Genomic DNA, 20,046 nt, shown 5'->3' with positions numbered 1-20,046 from the left:
GCAAGTATATTGTTCTTTTTTTGTGTTGGCCGCAAGGTTTTTTTGGATGGATTTGTAAAAGGAGGAACGATGTTTCTGGTATTGCCTAACAGGCGGCGTAAAAAAAGCAGGCATGATGCCTGCTTCGTGAGGTGTAGGTAGTCAGTTGACTGGCTTAAATCTTCGTCAACCAACCATGTCTATCTTCTGCTTTGCCCCACTGAATATCATTCAGCGCCTGGCGTAATTTCGCAGTGGTAGCGCCAGGCTCACCAGTGCCGACTTTGATTTCTTTGCCCTGATAAATCAGCGTGCCGACAGGTGCCAATACTGCGGCAGTACCGGATAACGCCGCTTCGGTGCCTGGTTTGGCAGCGCGTTCCAGCAGCTCTTCGACCGTTAATTCACGCTCAGATACCGTCATGCCTAAATCACGGGCCAGCGTTAAAATGGTGTCGCGGGTGACGCCGTGCAGGAACGAAGTGTCCAGTGCTTTGGTGATGATTTCGTTGCCGTCAATCAACAGGAAGTTGGCGGCGCCAGTTTCCTGGACATCGCCGTTCGGGCAGAACAGCACCTGATCGGCCTGATATTTGGCTTTGGCCTGCATCGTTGGTTGCAGGGCGCTGGCGTAGTTACCGCCGCTTTTGATCATACCCATATGTGGTGCGCAGCGGGCGTTGTCTTCCAGCAATAAACGTAAAGCGCGGCTGCCACCGGCGAAATAATCACCGACCGGCGATAACAGCACATACAGCATTGAGGTCAACGTTGGTGTCGCCGCTTTGCCGATGGCTGGCTCAGTACCGATATGCGTTGGGCGGATATACATCGAACCCGGAGGTGTCGGTACGTCAGCGGCATAATGGCGGACGATGTCGATAATCATCTGGCTTAACAAGGCCGGGTCGAATTTAGGGAGTGATAATAACTCTGAGCTTTGCAGCATCCGGGCAATGTTTTTGTCCATCCGGAAAATGGCGACTGAACCGTCTTCGTGGCGAAAGGCTTTGAGCCCTTCAAAACAGGTACTGGCGTAATGCAGCACATGGGCGCCCGGGTGCAGGCTGATGCTGTTGGCCGGGACTATTGTTGCGGCATCCCAGGCACTACCATCGAATTGAGCCATTGCCATTTCAGGCATAAATACACTACCAAATGCTGCCATTTTTTCTTTCCTGCTGCTGATGAATACGCCAGCTTTCCCGGCGATTTTGAAATAAATGCGTTTTGGCATTGTACTGGCTGTTGGCGATTTCGGCATCAACTATCTCAGTGACACGACTGCGGTTATCGTGAAAAACAGCGGGTTTTTATCAGAATAATCGATTGACTCAATCTGTTTAAATCGATGAAAAGGATTTTAAAGCGACTTTACTTAATGGGCTGTATTCCAATAACTCAGGCTGAGCCGACGCAGTGCAGCCATCACCGGACAGGTAGCACATGATGAAAAATAAAACCCCGACTTTATCCGCCATCACGCTGGCGATTTTAATCAGTTGCCAGGCAGGATTGGCTTTGGCTAATGACAGCGCCAAAGACGTCACCAGCAACGACTTCTGGTGGCCGCAGCAACTGGATTTATCGCCGCTGCGCCAACATAACGCAGAATCCAGCCCTTATGGCGCCGATTTTGACTACGCCGAACAATTCAACACCTTAGACTTAGCCACCGTCAAAGCCGAGATCAAAACTCTGCTGACCACGCCACAAGACTGGTGGCCACCGGATTATGGTCATTATGGGCCTTTTATGATCCGGATGGCCTGGCACTCCGCCGGGGTCTACCGCATTTTTGATGGCCGTGGTGGTGCCGGTGGCGGTCAGCAAAGGTTTGAGCCGCTGAACAGCTGGCCGGACAACGTCAACCTCGACAAAGCCCGCCGCTTGCTCTGGCCCATCAAACAAAAATACGGCAGTAAAATATCCTGGGCCGATTTAATGGTCCTCACCGGCAATGTGGCGCTGGAGTCGATGGGCTTTAAAACCTTTGGCTTTGCCGGTGGCCGGATGGACGATTGGCAAGCCGAGCAGGTGAATTGGGGTTCGGAGAAAAAATGGCTGGAAGATAAAAGATATAGCGGTGATCGTCAGCTGGCGAAACCATTGGCTGCGGTGCAAATGGGCCTCATTTACGTCAATCCGGAAGGTCCAAATGGCGTGCCGGATCCGCTGCTTGCCGCCAAAGATATCCGCGATACTTTCGGCCGGATGGCAATGAATGATGAAGAAACCGTCGCCTTGATTGCCGGGGGCCATACTTTTGGCAAAGCCCATGGCGCCCGCAAGCCGGACGATTGTGTAGGCAAAGAACCTGCCGCTGAAGGCACCGAAGCCCAGGGTTTTGGCTGGAAAAACAAATGTGGTAAAGGCCATTCCGAAGATACCGCCACCAGTGGTTTAGAAGGTGCATGGACAGCAAGCCCGGCGGCCTGGACCAGCCAGTATCTGGATAATCTGTTTGGCTTTGATTGGGTCAAAACCAAAAGCCCGGCCGGTGCCACGCAGTGGATCCCGGCCAATAATCAGGCTGCGAATCTGGTGCCCGACGCGCACGACAAAACCAAACGCCATGCGCCTATTATGTTCACCACCGATTTAGCGCTGAAAGAAGACCCCGAATACCGCAAAATTTCGCTGCGTTTTAAAAACGACCCGAAAGAGTTTGAACTGGCGTTCGCCAAAGCCTGGTTTAAATTAACCCACCGCGATATGGGTCCGCGCGCGCGATATCTTGGCAACGAAGTGCCAGCGGAACTGCTGATTTGGCAAGACCCTATTCAGGCGGTGGATCATCCATTGATTGATCAAAACGACATCAGCCAGCTCAAAACTAAGTTGTTGGCGAGCGGCCTGACCGTATCGCAGCTGGTGAGAACGGCCTGGGCTGCGGCGGCTAGTTTTCGCGGCACCGATATGCGTGGCGGTGCTAATGGCGCGAGGTTGGCCTTGGCGCCGCAAAAAGACTGGGCAGCCAACAATCCGGCCGAGCTTGCTAAGGTGTTGACTAGCTTGCAAAAAATACAACAAGACTTTAATAAAGGCCTCAAAGGCGGCAAAAAAGTGTCGTTGGCTGATCTGATAGTACTGGCGGGCAGCGCGGCGATAGAAAAAGCCGCAGCGGATGGCGGGATCAAGCTTGAAGTATCGTTCCGGCCGGGTCGGATGGACGCGACGCAGCAACAAACCGATGCCGCTTCTTTTGCCGTGCTGGAGCTACATGCTGATGGTTTCCGCAATTTTTACGGCAAAGATCACAGCCAGTTATCGCCGGCCGAAGCGCTGATTGATAAAGCCGCGATGCTGAATTTGTCGGTGCCGGAAATGACGGTGTTGGTCGGTGGTCTGCGGGTGCTGGACGCCAATACCGGCAGTGCGCGGCATGGTGTCTTCACCGCCAAACCAGGCACTTTAAGCAATGACTTTTTTGTCAATTTGCTGGATATGGCCACCGAATGGCAAAAGTCGGCCAGCGACGAAGCGGTTTATGAAGGCGTAAACCGCAAAACCAGGCAGCAACAATGGACCGCGACGCCGGTGGATCTGATGTTTGGCTCCCACGCTGAGCTTCGCGCGGTGGCAGAAGTTTATGCCGCTGTGGATGGCAAAGCGCGTTTTGCACAGGATTTTGCTAAAGCCTGGCAAAAAGTGATGGAGTTGGATCGGTTTGAATAGGCGGTATTGCCGACAATAACCCGGCTGCTTCACGAATGACGGAGACAGATTGGCACCGGCGACGCAGTGTTGTCGTCATACGGTAACTTTATGAATTTACATGGGAAAAGTAGGGCGGACTCACCGGGTCCGCCGTTGAGTTGCGAGGTTTCACATCACCATACGGCGCACTACCGCTAACGCGGTGAGTGTCGTCCTACGGTAACTTTATGAATTTATGTGGAAAAATGGCGGACTCACCGGGTCCGCCGTTGAGTTACGAGGTTTCACATCACCATACGGCAACTGTATGAATTGATGTGGAAAAAGTTGGTTATAGCGCCAGCAACTGCGCTTTTAGCCCATCAGTTAACGCCGCACTTTGTTTGGCGTAAAAATCATAATGCACCATCACCGCCACGCCGCTGGCGCAGTGTTTACCCAGCTGCCAGGCTTGCTGGCTGACATCAAACGAGCTGCTACCAACCCGACTGACCCAGGTCCGGATCTCCACCGGCTCGCCATAAAACAACTCAGCGTGAAACTCGACACTAAATTTGGCCAGAATCAGCCGCCACTGCGCTGGGTTTAAATCCGGCGTAAACAGCCGGAATAGCGGGTCGCGACAACCTTCAAACCAAGCGGCGACGACGGTATTATTAATATGCCCTAAGGCGTCAGTTTCATTAAAACGCGGTTGAATGGTTTGGCTGTACATAAAGCTGGTCCGTAAAATTTAACGCCGCTGTACCATACCTGAAGCCTGGTAAAGTTGTCAGCTGCGCCGAGGCCTTAAATATCATTCGCACACCTGCACAGCCTTAGGTTGTCGCTGAGATTATTCAGTCAGCAAAGTGCAAATCGTCGCAAAAGGTTTTTTCTTCAGCGCATGCGCCGGGATCGTCGCATCTGCCGCCGGATAACCCACCACCAGCAGCATATAGGGCCGGTCGTTGTCATTGTCGCGATTGCAAATTTTGCTTAAAAAACTCATCGGTTTTGGCGTGTGGGTTAACGTTGCCAGCCCAACCTGATGGCAGGCCTGAATCAGAAAGCCGGTGGCAATGCCCACAGATTCATGCACATAGTAATTGGTGTCGTTGTCGTTGTTGTCGATACCACCGCGTTTTTGCGAAAAAATCACAATCAGCCACGGCGCGGTTTCCAGATAAGGTTTATGCGCATCGGTCGCCAGCGGTTTCAGTGCCTGTAACCACTCTTCACCGGCGCGGCCGCCATAAAAACCGGCTTCCTGTAACTCGGCTTCCTGGCGGATTTGTTGTTTCACCTTTGGATCGCTAATTGCCACAAAATGCCAGGGCTGATGATTAGCACCACTGGGAGCACCGGCGGCAATCTGGATCACCTGTTCAATCACTTGCTGCGGCACCGGCTCGGCCGAAAAACTACGCACTGTATGCCGGCGTTGCATTAACGCCAGATGCGCCGCCGCCCGCTGCTGCATAATATCGCCGTCGACTTGTTCAAAATCGGTGAGGGGGAAATGTTGATCGGTCATAGTTGGTTCCGTCATCGTTGGCTCCGGTGTGATGATCAGCAACGAGCGCTGGCTTGGTGAGACTAAAAGTAAATCACATGTAAGCATAAAGTATGTAAAACAACAAGTACGGCCAGTATCGGGAAAAATGTCTGGCGAACCTCAGTTGTGGGCTACCACGTACCGATAAAGTTTCCAATTTGCAACTTCAGCTTAACCTTATATTCGATTCATTATATATTCAGCAACTCGCGGTCATCTTCAACCGCAACACCATGAACATCATCAGTTTTTGCTAAAAGGACTTCGCATGTTATTCACCGCCGCCCGCCGCGTTATAACTTCTGTCGTGATCTGTGCCACGACCGTGATCAGCCTGAACCCGTTGCTGGCAACTTCAGCGCACGCCAATGAACAAGCCCATCCGTTGTTCAGTGCCTACCCTGGTGCGGATGCCGATTATTATCGTCACATTGATTATGACCAGTTTCAGCTGCCAACCAGTGCTGTTGTCGCCGACAACACCTTTAGTAGCATCAGCGCACAAGGTGCGGTCACTCGCCATCTGTATGAAATCAAACAAGTCTCGACGACGCAGGTGTATCAGAATTACCTGCAGGCGGTGAAAGCTGCCGGTTTTAGCCTGGTGTTCAGCTGTGAACTGGCCGCTTGTGGTTTTGAAGACGGGCAGGCCATTGGAAGCCTGTTGTCGATCCGCGACAATGTCTATAACTACTTCCGTAAACCTTATTATCTGCTGACGAAAAAAGGCGCTGCCACAGGTCCGGTGTATGCGGCCTGGTATATCGGCAGTTATGAAGAGAATGTCTGGGCCCATCAGGTGATTATTGAAGGCAAAAAACTGGTCACTGATTTAATCAAAGTCGATACCACAGCGTTAACGGTGAAAGAGCAGCCAGTGGCAGCGATTTCAGCCGATGAGCTGGCCAAAGATCATCCGTTGTTGTCGCGTTATCCGGGCGCCGATTTAGAAGGTTTCGAGAAGATCGATACCGAAATTGCCAAAGTGCCGGTGCCGGGTAAAGCTGCGCTCAATCTGCAAGGTGATTTAGCCCGCCACACCTATGAAATTGACCAGGTGTCCAGCCTGAAGGTGTTTGAAAACTATCAACATGCATTGCAAAAGGCTGGTTTTAGCGCGCTGGCACTATGTAAGTTGGCCGAATGTGGTGACACTCAAACTGTCGAAGCATTAGGCGGGCCTCTTTCGGTGCAGAACTCGGTCTACAACTTTCACCGCAATCCGTATTATTTACTGAGTAAGCTCAGCGTGGGCGGGCAAGAGCATTATGTGGCGCTGCTGATCGGCGCTTATGATGGGAAAGTGCGGGTACAACAGCTGATTTTGTCGACCAAAACGGTGCAAACCGATTTAGTCAAAGCCGACGCCAGCGAGTTAAAACGGCAGCTGGATAGTGCAGGTAAAGCGCTGATTTACGGCATTTATTTTGATACTGGTAAAGCTGAAATTAAACCTGAATCAGACGCTGCGCTGGCCGAAATTGCCAAGCTATTGCAGCAACATCACAGCCTGAAACTTTATGTGGTGGGGCATACCGACGATACCGGCGACAGTGCTGCCAATCAAACATTATCGGAGCAACGTGCCAGCGCTGTTGTGGCGAAGCTGACGGGCAGCTACCAGATTGCTGCGAGCCGGTTGCAAGCGCATGGCGTTGGGCCCTTCGCGCCAGCCAGCAACAATACCAGCGCCGCCGGTAAGCAATTGAATCGCCGGGTTGAACTGGTGCAAAAATTGTAACAAGGGAAGTGCCGTCGTACCCACGCCAGCAGTCGCAGCGGGCTCAGGTTAAAGTATTGGCTACGACTTCGTTTCGGTGGTGGCCAGCTTTTCACCCTGAAAATTTTTCATCACAGACAGTGTATTCGCCCAAAACATAATAGCGCTGCGATCGCGGCGTTTCACTGCACTTTGTAACCCTTGTTTTGCTTTTTCGGTGAAATTCAGTTGTTCGTTGTCTTGTGTTTCGGAGCTCGACGAGCTGCTGGTTTTTGACGAATAGGTCAGTACTTTAAACGCAGTTTCCTGCTCGCTGGTGAGCTTACCTGCGGCTTTGGCTTTGCTGACCCAGTCGTTAAGTTGGGTGCGGCTCATTCCGGTAAAATCGAGATGGGTTTTGGGTTTGGTGGTACTGTCGTCTTTGCCGGTGCTGGGGTCGGTGACCGGTTTACTGGGGTTGGTCACCGGGGTATTGCCGGTCGAGCCAGTCGCTGGAGTGGTGGTGCTGTCAGCAGGCTTCGTGGTCTGATATTTAGTGATGTGTTGCCCTGCGCGGATTTGTTGCAGGGTGTAGGACACGGATTGATCTAATTTCACGATAGAGGCCAATTGTAAAAACATCTGCAAATATTTTGCAACTTTAGTGCCAAAAATGAAGACAGAAAATTGGCAATGCCACTGATCCGACCTTAGGGCTGGTGCACTGTGGTGGGCGCGACAGCTACAGCTGCAATAGGGCCAGCGCCAGCCCAAACAACAGCACCAGCACCAGCGTGGCAAAACCAAACAGCCGCACACTGCACTGGCGTAAATCCTGCGCTCTGGTTTGCAGGCCGGTCGCCAGCATGGCAAAGATCAGGCAGCCTTGTGACAGCAGGCTGGCAAAATGTTGCAGCCAGCTTGGGATCGTTACCAGCAGTTGCGACAATAGCAACCCGATAAACAGCAGAATAAACCACGGAAATACCACAGCATTTTGTGGGGCTTGCCCGGGCTGTTGTTTACATTGCCGTTTGCGCTGCTGTGTGCGAAGTAACAGGCTCAGCCCGCATAAAAATGGCAATAACAAACAAACCCGACTGAGTTTGGCGATAATCGCTTGAGGGGCGTGTTCGGCCAGCTGACTACCGGCCGCTACTGCTTGCGCCACTTCCGGCGCGGTACTGCCAATCAGCCACGCCAATTCAGCGCTACCAAGCCATGGTTGTTGTAACAACAGGCTATAGATGCCAAGCGCCAGCAATCCAACCAACAACACTGCCGCCAGACTTTGCGTCAGATAAGCTTGTGCTGAGTCATCATGATTAGCGCTTAAACGCAGCGAATGGGTGGCGAAAATCGCCGAAGTACCACAAAAGCTGATCCCGGCACTAACCAACAGCACCAGCTCGGGTGGCAATTTAAACCAGCGACGGCCAAGCCATAACGCCAGGGTAAATACCAAGGCCACCAGCATGACCAGTTTTAGCAATTGCCAGGGTTCGATGCCCAACAAGGCCGAAGGCGCAATATTCAGCGCAAATAGCACGATGCCCAAACGCAAAGCCTGTTGTTGCCACAACGCCAGCGTTTGTTTCGCTGCCGGTTTTGCCAGTGACGCTAACCAGCGTCGCCCAGTGCTGAGCAAGCTCAGTAGAAATGCCGCCACCAAGCCTAAGATTAACGCCGCAAATATCGGATTGAAGTGCGTTTGCCAGGTCGAGTCCAGCTGATACCCCAGCAGCAATATCAGGCTCAGTAGCAATAACAGCAGCGGGGCAGTTTGTCCTGACATTCGGGGTTGCCAGTGGGGATTCTTGCACAGCTTCTGGTCGTAGCGTCGCATCAAAGTTACCGCTTTGCTCATTCAGATGTGGCTATTGTAGTGAAGGATAAAAATAACAATAATGGATTTATTCAATATGATGCATTGGGAAGTCGAATGAATTATCCGAGTCCACGCCATTGGTTATTACTCGATGCGATTTGTCGCTGGCAAAGCTTAAGTAAAGCCGCTGATCAGTTGGCGCTGAGCCAACCGGCCGCCAGTCAGGCGCTGAAAGAATTAGAACAACGCCTGGGTTATCCATTGTTTTTACGGCAAAACCGCCAGTTGTTACCGACGCAGGCGGCTCTCGATTTATTACCCAAACTGCAGCAGTTATTACAGTTACAGCAAGAGCTGGTGGAGCCTTCGCCGTCACGCGGTGAATTAAGGTTGGTGGCCAGCGAAACCATTGGTTGTTATCTGTTACCGGCGCTGTTGGCGGAATTTATCGCGCTTTATCCGGAGATCAGTTTCCAACTGCAAATTTGCAATAGCAGCGAAGTGCAAACGCAGTTACGCCAACAACAGGCGCAGTTGGGGTTTATTGAAGGACCGGTACTGACCAGCGAATTTTCGGTGCAATATTGGCAGCAGGATCAGCTGGTGCTCATTGGTTCGCCGCAGTTTCATCCGACTTTTGCCGCATTAGCGAACGAACCTGGCGCGCAGAGTGAAGTGAAATTACAAGCCGAGCGCTGGATCGTGCGGGAACGCGGTTCAGGTACCCGCGCTGTGCTGGAAAATGAACTAACCCGCCTTGGCTGGACACCGGCAACAGTGCTGGAATTACAACGGCCAGAGGCAATTAAACAAGCGGTAAAACAAGGGCTTGGCATCGGTTGTTTACCGCTGTTGGCAGTGCAGGATGAACTGGCCGCCGGTCAGCTATTGCTGCTGCCAAACCCGTTACAACTTAAACGGCACTTAAGTCTGGTGTTGCAGCCGGGATATCAAAGCCCATTGCTGCAAACTTTTCTGGAGTTCGTACAACAAAAATCGTTATTACCGCCACATAGCTCTAAGGCACAGGGTGTTTTTTAAAGCGAACTTCCAACTCAGTTACAATGCCCTTTGAGTTGATGAGATATAAGGCTTTTGCAATCACCTGGCTTTTTTCAACCGGACCAAAGTTTCTGGAATCATTACTGTTATAGATATGGTCACCAAGCAAGTAATATTCTCCGTCCTTGAGCTTAAAGGCGTGGTTGGTGTTTTGACATTGGCTGAAATCGGAAATACCTTTGCCAATCCACTGCTGGTCAGTACTGTAGTTATTGCCATTCACGTACACCCTCAGGTTACATACATGAATATTGTCTTGTGGGATGCCATGAAGCCGTTTTCTATATAGTTTGTTGTCGACGAACACGGCATACATAGCGCCTCGTTGCATCACAACGTTAAAGTGCTTGGAAATGATAAAATCGCCATGCTGGATCGTTGGATTATTTGAATTGTCGGTGCGAGAGAGGTCAATGTAATCCACTGAATATCCGACAAAATCTGGATTTTTCAGGTAAAAATGTAATGCCAATGGATACATCAGTGTGAGCGACAGTGCCCAAACAACGCTTTTGCGCCACCAGACAACAATGATGGATACAACCATGGTTACCACAAGGGTTACTGCCCAGCTTTTCAGCATCATAAACGAATCAAACAGACTGAAAACCCGAACGCTCAGCAGCAACAGTAAAAATATCAATAAACAAAACCGCATATCAATCCAACATCAAACGAATCAGCATCCGGGGTGTTGCTGTCTTATCGCCTGCGACCTCGCCAGCAACAGCCGCATCAACCACTGCCTGCATTTGTGGTGCAAGCACGAGATGCGGCTGAAGATATCCCGCCCCAAATAAATATCGATTAAACCATTGTCGCCAGCGCAAACTCCAACGCTGTGACCACTGTAGTGACCTGCGCCAAATTACACTGTGCCGGTGTGGCATTGGGGCTATCCGGATAGACTTCGGTGGTGGTGACGAATTTCGCTGCCGTCAGGCCGCCGCAAAGACCCAGTGATTTTTTTGGGTAATGGATCACCCCAAATTGCTGTAACACTTCGCCAATCAGGCAACCATCGTCATCGGCTGGGGCGATTTGGGTGACTTTTCCAACGGCTTCGATAATAGCGCGTTGAAACGCCGGTTGCGGGTTGTCCAGATCGTCGACCAGGTAAAAACCATCCGGGATATTCCAGTTGGTATTGACGGTACCATCGCGCGCCGCTTTGGCCGGACGGAATTCGCTGTTATCTGAATCGGTAGTTTCATGTAAATCGACGTGCACCAGCACTTTCGCCACAGATGGCTGCAGCAATTGCATCACAGCGGCCGCTTCCTGCGCTAATCCGGACTCGCGGCCTGCCGCATTAAAAGAACGGTTTGGATCCACTGCATGCGGATTCCAGCGGTTAATGGTTTCAAAGCCCCAGGGGCTGATGCAAGGCAACACCAATAAATTCAGATCCTTATCTGCATACTGCGTAAAATGTCCGCCGATAAAATCCAGTGCGCCCAGTACGCCACTGGTTTCATAACCATGCACGCCGCCGGTCACCAGTGCCAGCGGTTTCTCTGCTTGCCAATCTTTGCTGCGCACTGCATACAGCGGATATTGACCTAAACCAAATTGTTGATAATCCAGGGTACCGTATTGAATAAGCTCCGCTTGGGCACTGATTTCCGGTTGTTGCAGCAAGGCAAAGAGCGGCTGTAGCACCAGCTCCCGGTAACTGCGTTTGATCTGTTGTTGCGAGCGCCATAAGCTGATTTCAGTGTCGGCCCAAGGCTGGCCCGGCGTACCAATGGCATAAAGTGGCGGAGTTGTTGCTGTCATAAAACACCTGAAATAAACCACAAAAGACGCCAACTATAACAGTAAATCTTTCTGCAAGCAGGCGCGACCAGTCGGCGACTGCAGAAAAGAACGACTCAAAATCAGTGATTGCTTCACCGCTCAAGGCTGCTAAAATCCGACCATCCCAGGCGGTCAGCCTACCGGGTGTTTGAGCACTTCGGTACATCAGAGAAGATCAGGAAAGTTATGAGTAAAACCAGCAACGGGGCGCAGGCCTATCAGCAACAGGAACAGGGTTATCGCGATAAAGCCCTGAAATTGTATCCTTGGGTCTGTGGCCGTTGTGCCCGCGAATTTGTGTATTCGAATTTACGTGAACTCACGGTGCATCATATTGACCACAATCACAGCAATAACCCGGCCGATGGCAGCAATTGGGAACTGTTGTGTATTTATTGCCATGACAATGAACACAATAAATACCACGAGTATGTGATGTACGGCGGTACCTCAGAGCAAAAAACTGCTGCGGCAACGCATAATCCGTTTGCGGACTTAAAAGCCTTGCTAAATAAACCGAAGTAACGGCAATTCGCCTAAACAGCCTGTCCATCGGAGTCACATCGTGAATCAAACGATTGAACAAACTTTACAAGTTCCAGATACCACGCGGCTGAGTTTTCGTCTCATGGGCGCAGACGATGCGCAAGCGCTGTTTGAACTGGATCAGGATCCGGAGGTGATGCGTTATTTGAATGCCGGGATCTGTACCACGATGGAGCAAATTGAACAGCGGATGCTGCCCAGAATGCTGGCTTACCGCAATCCAAAGCTTGGCCATGGTATTTGGTACGTCTCGACCCGCGCCGATTGCGCACAATTACCTTCAAGTTATATTGGCTGGATTTTAGTCCGCCCGATGGCATTTTTTACCGAAAGCCCGCAGTTGGATAATCTGGAACTTGGCTGGCGCTTTAAGCGTGAATCCTGGGGTTTTGGTTTTGCCAGCGAAGCCGCTCAGGCCGTGGCAGAGGCTGTGGCCAAGTACGGCGCGGCCTCTACTGCGCCGGTGCAGGCTTTTTCGGCATTGGCGGTGCCCGATAATTTACCTTCGATTGCCGTGATGAAACGGCTGGGGATGCAGTTTGTCAGTCAGCGTTTGCATCAGGATCCGATGTGGACTGCAGAAATTGTCGAGTACCGTAAAACACTGACGCCCTGACCCTTTGCCCCTGACCCAAGACCGGTTCAGGCGGTCTGTGCGCTGCACCCGACACCGTCTTAAGCCGGATATTCCTGCAAATAAGCGTCATAGGTCAGTAGCAACTCTTGCACTATTGCCGCCGTGTCCGTCGCCTGCGCGGCGGTTTCCAGGCAAATATCCTGATAGGCCGCGGCAAATTCCGGATTGGTTAAGTACTGGCTGATAAATTCCAGCCGCTCGGCGTCGGTTTCAAACACAAAAGGGTCGCCAATATACTGATAAACGTCGCCAAAGGCCTGAGTCAACACCGGAATGCCGAGGCTCAAAGCTTCAACCGCTGAAGTACCGCCGCCCTGACGTTTTGGATTGAGCATAAAATGGCAATCGGCAATCAAATCAATGGCATTGCTGATCCGGCCGGTAAATAAAGTGCAATGCTCAAGCGCCGCCGGGTAATCGGCAATGGCTGTGGGGCCAATCAATATAAAAGACGCCTGTGGATACTGCTGTTTAATGCAAAGCATGGTCTGCATAAACTCACCACGGATTTCGTCTTCCAGTCGATAGCCCACCACCACAAATTTCAGCACTTTGTCGTCAACGCGGCTGCTTTTTACACAATCAAAAGGGCGTAGCCGAAAGGGTAAACGGCTGCTCAGCACCGGATGTTGGATGCCCAAGGATTCGACTCGCTGCTGGTCGTGTGCGGTCAGGTCGCGATGCAGCACCGGCACTGCGTAAATCGGCAGCACCAAAGAGGTGACACAAGGTACGCTCAGCACTGGACGCGCTTTGGCAATAAATTCCAGCACCGGGTTTAAGCCACCGACACCGATAATAAATCTTGGGTTGAGCTGATTAATAAAATTCACTAAATCAATCAGATGCGCCGGGTCGTCCATCGGCGTGGTTTGCATAAAATCAAATTGTTGACCCCAGCACTTCACCGCTGAACCACCCGGATTGGGCTGCGTTTGGTTCAGATCCAAATCAAACAAGGTATTGCTGGCAAAATATTCATCACGCACGGTGCCAAAAAATACCGGCGTTGGCAGTGGGTATACTAAATGCGCCGATTTGGCGACCGAAGTGGTGCAAATGACTATAGGGTGCATACCGATGTGCTTCAGCGCACTGGCGTAATTCAGCACCGTGAGGGTTGGACCGTGCAACGAAGAGACAAACTGATTGGTAATAAAAACCGCAAACTCTTCGTTGCCACTCCCTTGTAACGGGAGCACCTGACAACGCTCAGCATTTTCGCGGCAAAAAGATTCAATGGTCAGCCGGTACAATGGCGCCAGATCCAGACCAACAGCCTTACCGATAAAGGTCGATCGCATCAGCTGGCTATAAACCATATTTTGCTGCAAAAAAGGTAACTCGCTGAATAACCGGGTAAAGAGTGCAAAGTCAGCGGCGTCTGCACCCAATAAGATGAAATGCAGTTGTTGCCACAATTGCAGCGCCGGTGAAGTGGGCTGAAATTGCTGTAGCAGGGCAATTTTCTCTGCGCTGGGTAAAGGCTCAAATTGCAGCGTTTCATACGCATGAAATTCGCCGACCGGCCATAAACAATTGGGTTGGTATTGCAGGTCATAATTTTGCAAAATGTATAACATGAAACAGACTTCCCTGATCCTGATGCAACTGGAACATTGCTAAAGTTATCTTCTGGGCTATGGCGAAAGCTGTCAAGCATAAGTTGCTGTAAAATAAATAAATTGTTTATTTTCAGCGCAATTTAAGCGCGTTGCTAATACCTGGCCAAATCTTTATTAGGCTTTTTCAGGTACTGTTGCGTATCCCTTGTATCGGTATGGAAGATGGGGTTAGTCCAAACGTTGTAGCCATACCCGGCATTCTCTCTTCACCCCACAGGAGCCCTATGGATTCTCTTTCGCAAATTGCTTTAGGCGCCGCCGTCAGTGTGGCGGTGTTCAGGCGCAAACAGCCGTTGTGGCAATCCGCTTTGCTGGGCGCCGTGGTTGGAACTTTACCGGACTTAGACGTGTTGATTTCCCACGGTGATCCGATCAGCGACATGACCTATCACCGCACCGAAAGTCATGCATTGTTTTATCTGACGCTGGTGTCGCCGCTGTTGGCCTGGTTGTGGCTGAAAATGAGTGGCCATTTAGCGTTATTTAAAGCGAGCGTGCTGGCAATATGGCTGGTCCTCATCACTCATCCGCTGCTCGATATGCTCACGATTTACGGCACTCAGCTCGGTTTACCGTTTACCGATCACCCTTTTGGCACTGGCAGTGTGTTTGTTATTGACCCGCTTTATACGGTGCCGTTATTGATTGGGACTGGGTTGGCGCTGGCTGGAAGACGATTACGCTGGAATAGTGTGGGATTACTGCTCAGTACCGCTTACCTTGGGTTTGGCCTTTTGGCACAGCAGCAAGTGACAACGTTGGCGCTATCGCAACTTCCGTCTCAACAGACCGCCACCAACGCCAAATTACTGGTCACGGCCACACCTTTTAATACGCTGTTGTGGCGTTTGTTGGTGGTTGAGGAAGGTCAGTATTTCGAAGGCTATTATTCACTGCTGGATAAAACCCAAACCATTCAGTGGCAAGCCTATCCGCGTGATGCGGCGTTATGGCAACAGTGGCAACAACAACCGGCAGTGGCCCGCTTGCATTGGTTCAGTCATGGTTTTTTCACGCTGACCAAACAATCTGATCAAGCGCTGGTATTAACCGATCTGCGGATGGGGATGGAGCCTGGGTATAGTTTCCGGTTTTTATTGCCACTGGATTCAAAGCAACAAGTCCGTGGTCTACCCGAACAACTGGACATGCCGAGGGACGACCGGGCTTTTAGCTGGTTATACCAACGTGCTTTGGGGAACACTGATCTAAGTCTGGCGCAATATTTACAACAAAGTGCGGTTGGTAGCCGCTGAATTTTTCCTGATCAAAGTGGCATGTCTTGCTGCAGAACCCATTCGCCGCAGACTGCTCGTTGCCATACCGCACTAAATGATTGAAGTGACAGCGGTTATCGGACGACCATCGGACAACCAGCAATCCAGCCGGCACTGGCGTCCTAAGTAAATCATTCTATGCTTATATAAGATCTGAACAAGCAGGAAAGGTACATGCGATGTTATGGGTGGTTGCTGGGGCTGAGTTTCCAAGCACTGGCGACGCCGGTGCCGCTGGTCACAGAAATTTTTCCACCTTATCAGCAGTTAAATGCCCAGGGCCAGTTACATGGTTGGTCAGTCGACATAGTGCAGCAACTGTTTGCCGAAGCCGGTCTGGGTTATGAAACTCAGGTGTTACCCTGGCCACGCGCGGTAAAAATGGCCAATGAACAGCCAGGTACTTTTATATTTTCGTTGCTACAAACCGACGAACGACTATCAAAGTATCACTGGGTGGTTCCTTTGTGTCCGATGCGGATTTCATTTTATGCAGCGGCCTCCCGAACCGATGTTGCACCACGTAACATCAACGAAGCCCATAATTTTATTGTGGGTATTGAACAAGGGCAGGCTAACTACAAGTATTTAATTAATCATGGTTTTCGCGAATCGAAAAATCTGGTGGTGGTGGGACAGAATCATCAGCTACGGCAAATGCTGGCGCTAAAACGGGTTGATTTAATTCTGGTTTCCGAGAATTTTGTGGAGCAACAAAACCTGCGTCATCCCGGACAGACTGAGCTGCGAAAAGTGTTCAGTGCGACCGAACTTGAACGAACCTTATTTCTGGCAGCACATCTCCAAACTGATCCGGACAACATAAAACGGTTACAGCAGGCCTATCGCAGATTGTTTGCCGTGACCCCGCCGCGTTGTCAGACCCTGGCCGGGACTACCGATTAATTACGAATGGTATCAACCCTATTCCACAAATTCTGGTTTTTCAAAAAGGTAAAAAACTCATCCGGATGCCAGCACTTGGGGATTAAATCCATGGTGGTACGTTCTTCCAGATTTGACACCAACTTACTCAGAATTTCTTTCAGCCGCTCTTCACTCATTTTCTCCAGCTTTTGCTGTGCACTTTGGAAATAAAGATTGTTGTCGACGCTGACCACCACGTTAATGCCAAAGGTGTTGTACGTCAGATTGCGGGTCACGGTGCGGCAAATCGGCTGCTCAGGTTCCAGCGGATATAGGCCGTTGACGATGGCATATTCGTAGCGGTCCAGATCCTGTTTGTCGGAGTCTTTAGGAATATAGGTAATGCCATAACCTTGCGGAAAGTAACCGGTAATTTTTAGCAGACTTTCCACAATTGCTGCCGGATACCAGCCTTTGGTCACACCGGCTTTCAGTAAAGCGCTGACTTTGGGTAGTTGTCCATAGTGATAGTTGGCTTTAGATGGCAGTACCACCGACACATACACTTGTGGGATTTTCAGCAAATTGCCAATGCCGTCTTCCGGCTGAATCGCACTTTTGAGTAAGTGACTGATAAAGTTCTGTTTATCCTGTTCCATATAGACAAACAAATCCCGCTCCGCTTTCGAGTTGCCGACATAAGTATCCAGTCCCAGCCCTTCTTTCAGGTACAACTGGCTTTGTTCATAGCTGACGGTGAGCAGTTGCTGCCGCTCTGTTGGTGACAGCGTGCGATATTCATCCAGCGAGCCATCTTCGCCGCGTAAAATGTGCTGCGCCTGTGGATGTTGTAGACCAATATCCTGCAACAACAGTGCGATCACCAGTGGCAGCTGCACTTCTTCTAAAAAGGGCGAGTACAGTACTTCACCCGCTTCATTAGCTTGCTGGCTGTCGTTAAATTTGTTCAGCACATAACGATTTTTAATCAGCTGATCGGCTAACAGCTGGTCCAGCAACCGGATCGCCAGAATGGCTTTATAGGCATGTTTATGCCGTTGATTGATCACGGCAACGTGGCGGCCACGGGTTGATGATAATAATTGAATAGTGCCAAGGGCGCGGGCTGACAGCTGCCGGGTTTCCAATGGGGTGTCGCCGCTGATTAAAGTTAACAGCTGTCTGGCGAGTTGCTTTAACTGACGCACCCGTTCGATGCGGTTGTCTTGTTGTTGGCGGAGTTTTTCTTTTAATTCTTGCCGGACTTCCAGCAAAGCCGTTTCGAGCTTGTTGCGGGAGCCTTTGTTGGCGTCATCCAGCCGACGCTGTAAGGTGGTTTCCCGCTCCTGGAGCAGGTCAATTTCCTGTTGCTCGGCGCCAGAAAAATAAAAAGCGGCCTGCTCATACACTGAGTCTTTGCGTGACGTGGCATCATATATTTTGCTCAGCAAATCTTTGACACTTTTGGTGGCCGCAGTATTGCCAAACTGAGATTGATTCATTGAGTTAAGTCCTTGCCAACACATCTGCCAGCGGATCAGTCAGAGTATTTCCCTGCGACTTCAGCACATCAGTTCCGGGCAGTCGATGCAATAGATAAAAATCCTGCGGTTGTGGGTAGAGCATGTTGAGTTCGTCAAACTGCGGTACCGCAAGTTCAACAACTCTAGCTGTTTTTAATGCCGTTGCCACTGTTTCCGTTCAAGATAAATATACCGCAACTGGCAGGCAATTTGTTGCGGCATTCGACAAATACCATTTAATTTGCTTTGCTGTAACAATGGCTTAGCTAACAGGTGACACAAAGTGCGGATAGCAGTGATCGGCGGCGGCATTAATGGCCTGGCATCAGCGTGGCAGCTGGCGCTGGCCGGGCATCAGGTGGAATTGTTTGAGCGTGATGCATTGATGCAAGCGACCAGCGCCGCCTCCAGTAAGTTGTTGCATGGTGGGTTGCGTTATCTGGAGCAAGGCGAGCTGCGTCTGGTACATGAAGCGTTACAGGAGCGGCGCTGGTGGATCAAAAAAGTACCGCATCTGACCCGGCGGTTACCCATTCTTTATCCGATCTATCGCGATGGACGCCGGCCGCGCTGGCAGCTGAAAATTGGTTTATGGCTGTATGATTTTTTATCCGCCCGTAAAGGGATTGGCCGTCATCGTTGGCTCAATGCCGACCAAACTTTGCGCTGTAGTCCTGATTTAAAAGCTGAAGGTTTACGCGGTGCTTTTTTGTTTTTTGATGGCCAGATGCAAGATCAACAGCTTGGTTTGTGGGTGGCGGCGCAAGCGGAAAAACAGGGCGTGGTGATCCATCAACATTGTCCGGTGCAGGCGGTGACTGCCAGTGCGGGGGTGCAACTGCAAGGCGAAAGTGAATGGCGGCAGTTCGATCGGCTGATCAATGTAGCCGGGCCCTGGAGTAATCAATTATTAGAGCAGTCAGGTTTACCGGTGCAGCAGAGCCTGGACTTAGTCCGTGGCAGCCATTTATTGTTGCCGCCGGTTGGCCGCTACGGCCATATGCTGGAAGTGCCGGGCGAAACCCGGATTGTGTTTGTGCTGCCTTATCAGGGGCTAACGCTGCTTGGCACCACCGAAGTGCGGCAAACACTGGCGGAGCCTATTGCCTGCAGTGCAGCTGAACGAGTTTATCTGCTTGATCTTTATAATCATTATTTTAAAACACCCCGCATCAACACCGACATCTTGCGCGAATTTGCTGGGGTGCGGCCACTCCTTGGAGGCAGCGATCAGGCCAGCACCGCCAGTCGTGAATACAGCATGCATTGGCAACAACAATTACTCACGGTCACCGGCGGTAAATGGACCACCGCCCGCGCCTTAGCCAAACAAGTGGTGGCGCAGGTGGCGCAGTCTGGCTGAGGGGGTGGTTGCGGTGTTTCAGGCGCAAATGGGTATCAAAATCCGGATCTCACAGGATCCGCTGAGTTCGTCATTTTTCCACATAAATTCATATGGTTGCGTACTCACCGCGTTAGCGGTAGTACGCCAAATGGTGATATGCAATTTCAAAGCTCAATGGCGGACTACCTCCGGTGAGTCCGCCCTACTTTTTTATCAAAATCAAATGCTTGCGTAGGGCGTACTCGCCGCGCTAGCGGTAGTACGCCAAATGGTGATATGCAATTTCAAAGCTCAATGGCGGACTACCTCCGGTGAGTCCGCCCTACTTTTTTATCAAAATCAAATGCTTGCGTAGGGCGTACTCACCGCGTTAGCGGTAGTACGCCAAATGGTGATATGCAATTTCAAAACTCAATGGCGGACTACCTCCGGTGAGTCCGCCCTACTTTTTTATCAAAATCAAATGGTTGCGTAGGGCATACTCACCGCGCAAGCGGCAGTACGCCAAATGGTGATATGCAATTTAAAAGCTCGATGGCGGACTACCTCCGGTGAGTCCGCCCTACTTTTTTATACAAATCAGATGCTTGCGTAGGGCGTACTCACCGCGCAAGCGGTAGTACGCCGAATAGAACTCAGGTTAAATCCAGCGCCAGAATTT

Annotated in this window: 18 protein-coding genes; 8 read left to right on the top strand and 10 right to left on the bottom strand. The window is 50.9% G+C overall.

Going from position 1 to position 20,046, the window contains the following annotated elements; all coding sequences use genetic code 11:
* Positions 1 to 154 precede the first annotated feature (154 nt).
* The gene (locus EOE67_RS15205) at positions 155 to 1,147 is read right to left on the bottom strand and encodes a branched-chain amino acid aminotransferase (RefSeq protein WP_127700191.1); all 993 of its coding nucleotides are present in this window, start codon (positions 1,145 to 1,147) and stop codon (positions 155 to 157) included.
* 278 nt (positions 1,148 to 1,425) lie between these two features.
* On the opposite strand from EOE67_RS15205, the gene katG reads away from it, so the two are divergent.
* Positions 1,426 to 3,657 (top strand): catalase/peroxidase HPI, encoded by a 2,232-nt coding sequence (gene katG / locus EOE67_RS15200; protein ID WP_127700190.1) that lies wholly within the window; start codon positions 1,426 to 1,428, stop codon positions 3,655 to 3,657.
* A 313-nt stretch (positions 3,658 to 3,970) separates the two neighbouring features.
* Here the strand turns inward: katG and EOE67_RS15195 are convergent, their stop codons facing one another.
* Both EOE67_RS15195 and EOE67_RS15190 read right to left on the bottom strand, forming a co-directional pair.
* A complete protein-coding gene (locus tag EOE67_RS15195) occupies positions 3,971 to 4,354 on the bottom strand; it encodes an acyl-CoA thioesterase (RefSeq protein ID WP_127700189.1) in 384 nt (127 codons plus the stop codon).
* Positions 4,355 to 4,474: 120 nt separating this feature from the next.
* Complete coding sequence (locus tag EOE67_RS15190; protein WP_206099617.1) at positions 4,475 to 5,170, bottom strand: nitroreductase family protein; 696 nt, start codon at positions 5,168 to 5,170, stop codon at positions 4,475 to 4,477.
* A 274-nt stretch (positions 5,171 to 5,444) separates the two neighbouring features.
* Between EOE67_RS15190 and EOE67_RS15185 the strand changes: the two genes are divergently transcribed.
* On the top strand, positions 5,445 to 6,917 hold the full coding sequence (locus tag EOE67_RS15185) for an OmpA family protein (RefSeq protein ID WP_127700188.1): 1,473 nt from the start codon (positions 5,445 to 5,447) through the stop codon (positions 6,915 to 6,917).
* 60 nt (positions 6,918 to 6,977) lie between these two features.
* Here EOE67_RS15185 and EOE67_RS15180 read toward each other — a convergent pair whose 3' ends face one another.
* Both EOE67_RS15180 and EOE67_RS15175 read right to left on the bottom strand, forming a co-directional pair.
* On the bottom strand, positions 6,978 to 7,517 hold the full coding sequence (locus EOE67_RS15180) for a hypothetical protein (protein WP_164852363.1): 540 nt from the start codon (positions 7,515 to 7,517) through the stop codon (positions 6,978 to 6,980).
* A gap of 100 nt (positions 7,518 to 7,617) precedes the next feature.
* Positions 7,618 to 8,670, bottom strand: a complete 1,053-nt coding sequence (locus tag EOE67_RS15175) for a putative sulfate exporter family transporter (protein WP_164852361.1) — start codon at positions 8,668 to 8,670, stop codon at positions 7,618 to 7,620.
* Positions 8,671 to 8,817: 147 nt separating this feature from the next.
* On the opposite strand from EOE67_RS15175, the gene EOE67_RS15170 reads away from it, so the two are divergent.
* Positions 8,818 to 9,744, top strand: coding sequence for a LysR family transcriptional regulator (locus tag EOE67_RS15170; protein WP_127700185.1), 927 nt, complete (start codon positions 8,818 to 8,820; stop codon positions 9,742 to 9,744).
* On the opposite strand, the gene lepB is transcribed toward EOE67_RS15170, so the two are convergent.
* Both lepB and EOE67_RS15160 read right to left on the bottom strand, forming a co-directional pair.
* Positions 9,722 to 10,351 (bottom strand): signal peptidase I, encoded by a 630-nt coding sequence (gene lepB, locus EOE67_RS15165; protein WP_164852360.1) that lies wholly within the window; start codon positions 10,349 to 10,351, stop codon positions 9,722 to 9,724. The genes EOE67_RS15170 and lepB overlap by 23 nt on opposite strands.
* A gap of 221 nt (positions 10,352 to 10,572) precedes the next feature.
* A complete protein-coding gene (locus tag EOE67_RS15160; RefSeq protein WP_127700183.1) occupies positions 10,573 to 11,544 on the bottom strand; it encodes a DUF2817 domain-containing protein in 972 nt (323 codons plus the stop codon).
* 207 nt (positions 11,545 to 11,751) lie between these two features.
* On the opposite strand from EOE67_RS15160, the gene EOE67_RS15155 reads away from it, so the two are divergent.
* On the top strand, positions 11,752 to 12,090 hold the full coding sequence (locus EOE67_RS15155; protein WP_127700182.1) for a YajD family HNH nuclease: 339 nt from the start codon (positions 11,752 to 11,754) through the stop codon (positions 12,088 to 12,090).
* Between the two features lie 40 nt (positions 12,091 to 12,130).
* Entirely contained in the window at positions 12,131 to 12,727 is a 597-nt protein-coding gene (locus EOE67_RS15150; protein ID WP_240652834.1) for a GNAT family N-acetyltransferase, read from the top strand.
* A 59-nt stretch (positions 12,728 to 12,786) separates the two neighbouring features.
* Here the strand turns inward: EOE67_RS15150 and EOE67_RS15145 are convergent, their stop codons facing one another.
* Positions 12,787 to 14,331 carry a glycosyltransferase family protein gene (locus EOE67_RS15145; RefSeq protein WP_127700181.1) on the bottom strand — a complete coding sequence of 515 codons (1,545 nt, stop codon included), beginning with the start codon at positions 14,329 to 14,331 and terminating at the stop codon, positions 12,787 to 12,789.
* A 266-nt stretch (positions 14,332 to 14,597) separates the two neighbouring features.
* On the opposite strand from EOE67_RS15145, the gene EOE67_RS15140 reads away from it, so the two are divergent.
* Entirely contained in the window at positions 14,598 to 15,629 is a 1,032-nt protein-coding gene (locus EOE67_RS15140) for a metal-dependent hydrolase (RefSeq protein ID WP_127700180.1), read from the top strand.
* 195 nt (positions 15,630 to 15,824) lie between these two features.
* Positions 15,825 to 16,556, top strand: a complete 732-nt coding sequence (locus tag EOE67_RS15135) for a substrate-binding periplasmic protein (protein ID WP_127700179.1) — start codon at positions 15,825 to 15,827, stop codon at positions 16,554 to 16,556.
* Here the strand turns inward: EOE67_RS15135 and EOE67_RS15130 are convergent.
* A complete protein-coding gene (locus EOE67_RS15130; RefSeq protein ID WP_127700178.1) occupies positions 16,553 to 18,019 on the bottom strand; it encodes a hypothetical protein in 1,467 nt (488 codons plus the stop codon). The genes EOE67_RS15135 and EOE67_RS15130 overlap by 4 nt on opposite strands.
* A 4-nt stretch (positions 18,020 to 18,023) precedes the next feature.
* Positions 18,024 to 18,209, bottom strand: a complete 186-nt coding sequence (locus EOE67_RS15125) for a hypothetical protein (RefSeq protein ID WP_127700177.1) — start codon at positions 18,207 to 18,209, stop codon at positions 18,024 to 18,026.
* A 114-nt stretch (positions 18,210 to 18,323) separates the two neighbouring features.
* Here EOE67_RS15125 and EOE67_RS15120 point away from each other — a divergent pair, with 114 nt between their 5' ends.
* A complete protein-coding gene (locus tag EOE67_RS15120) occupies positions 18,324 to 19,403 on the top strand; it encodes a glycerol-3-phosphate dehydrogenase/oxidase (protein WP_127700176.1) in 1,080 nt (359 codons plus the stop codon).
* Positions 19,404 to 20,046 lie beyond the last annotated feature (643 nt).

Source organism: Rheinheimera riviphila (assembly GCF_004005945.1).
Taxonomy (GTDB): Bacteria; Pseudomonadota; Gammaproteobacteria; order Enterobacterales; family Alteromonadaceae; genus Pararheinheimera; species Pararheinheimera riviphila.
This window is presented reverse-complemented; position numbering and strand designations above follow the sequence as displayed.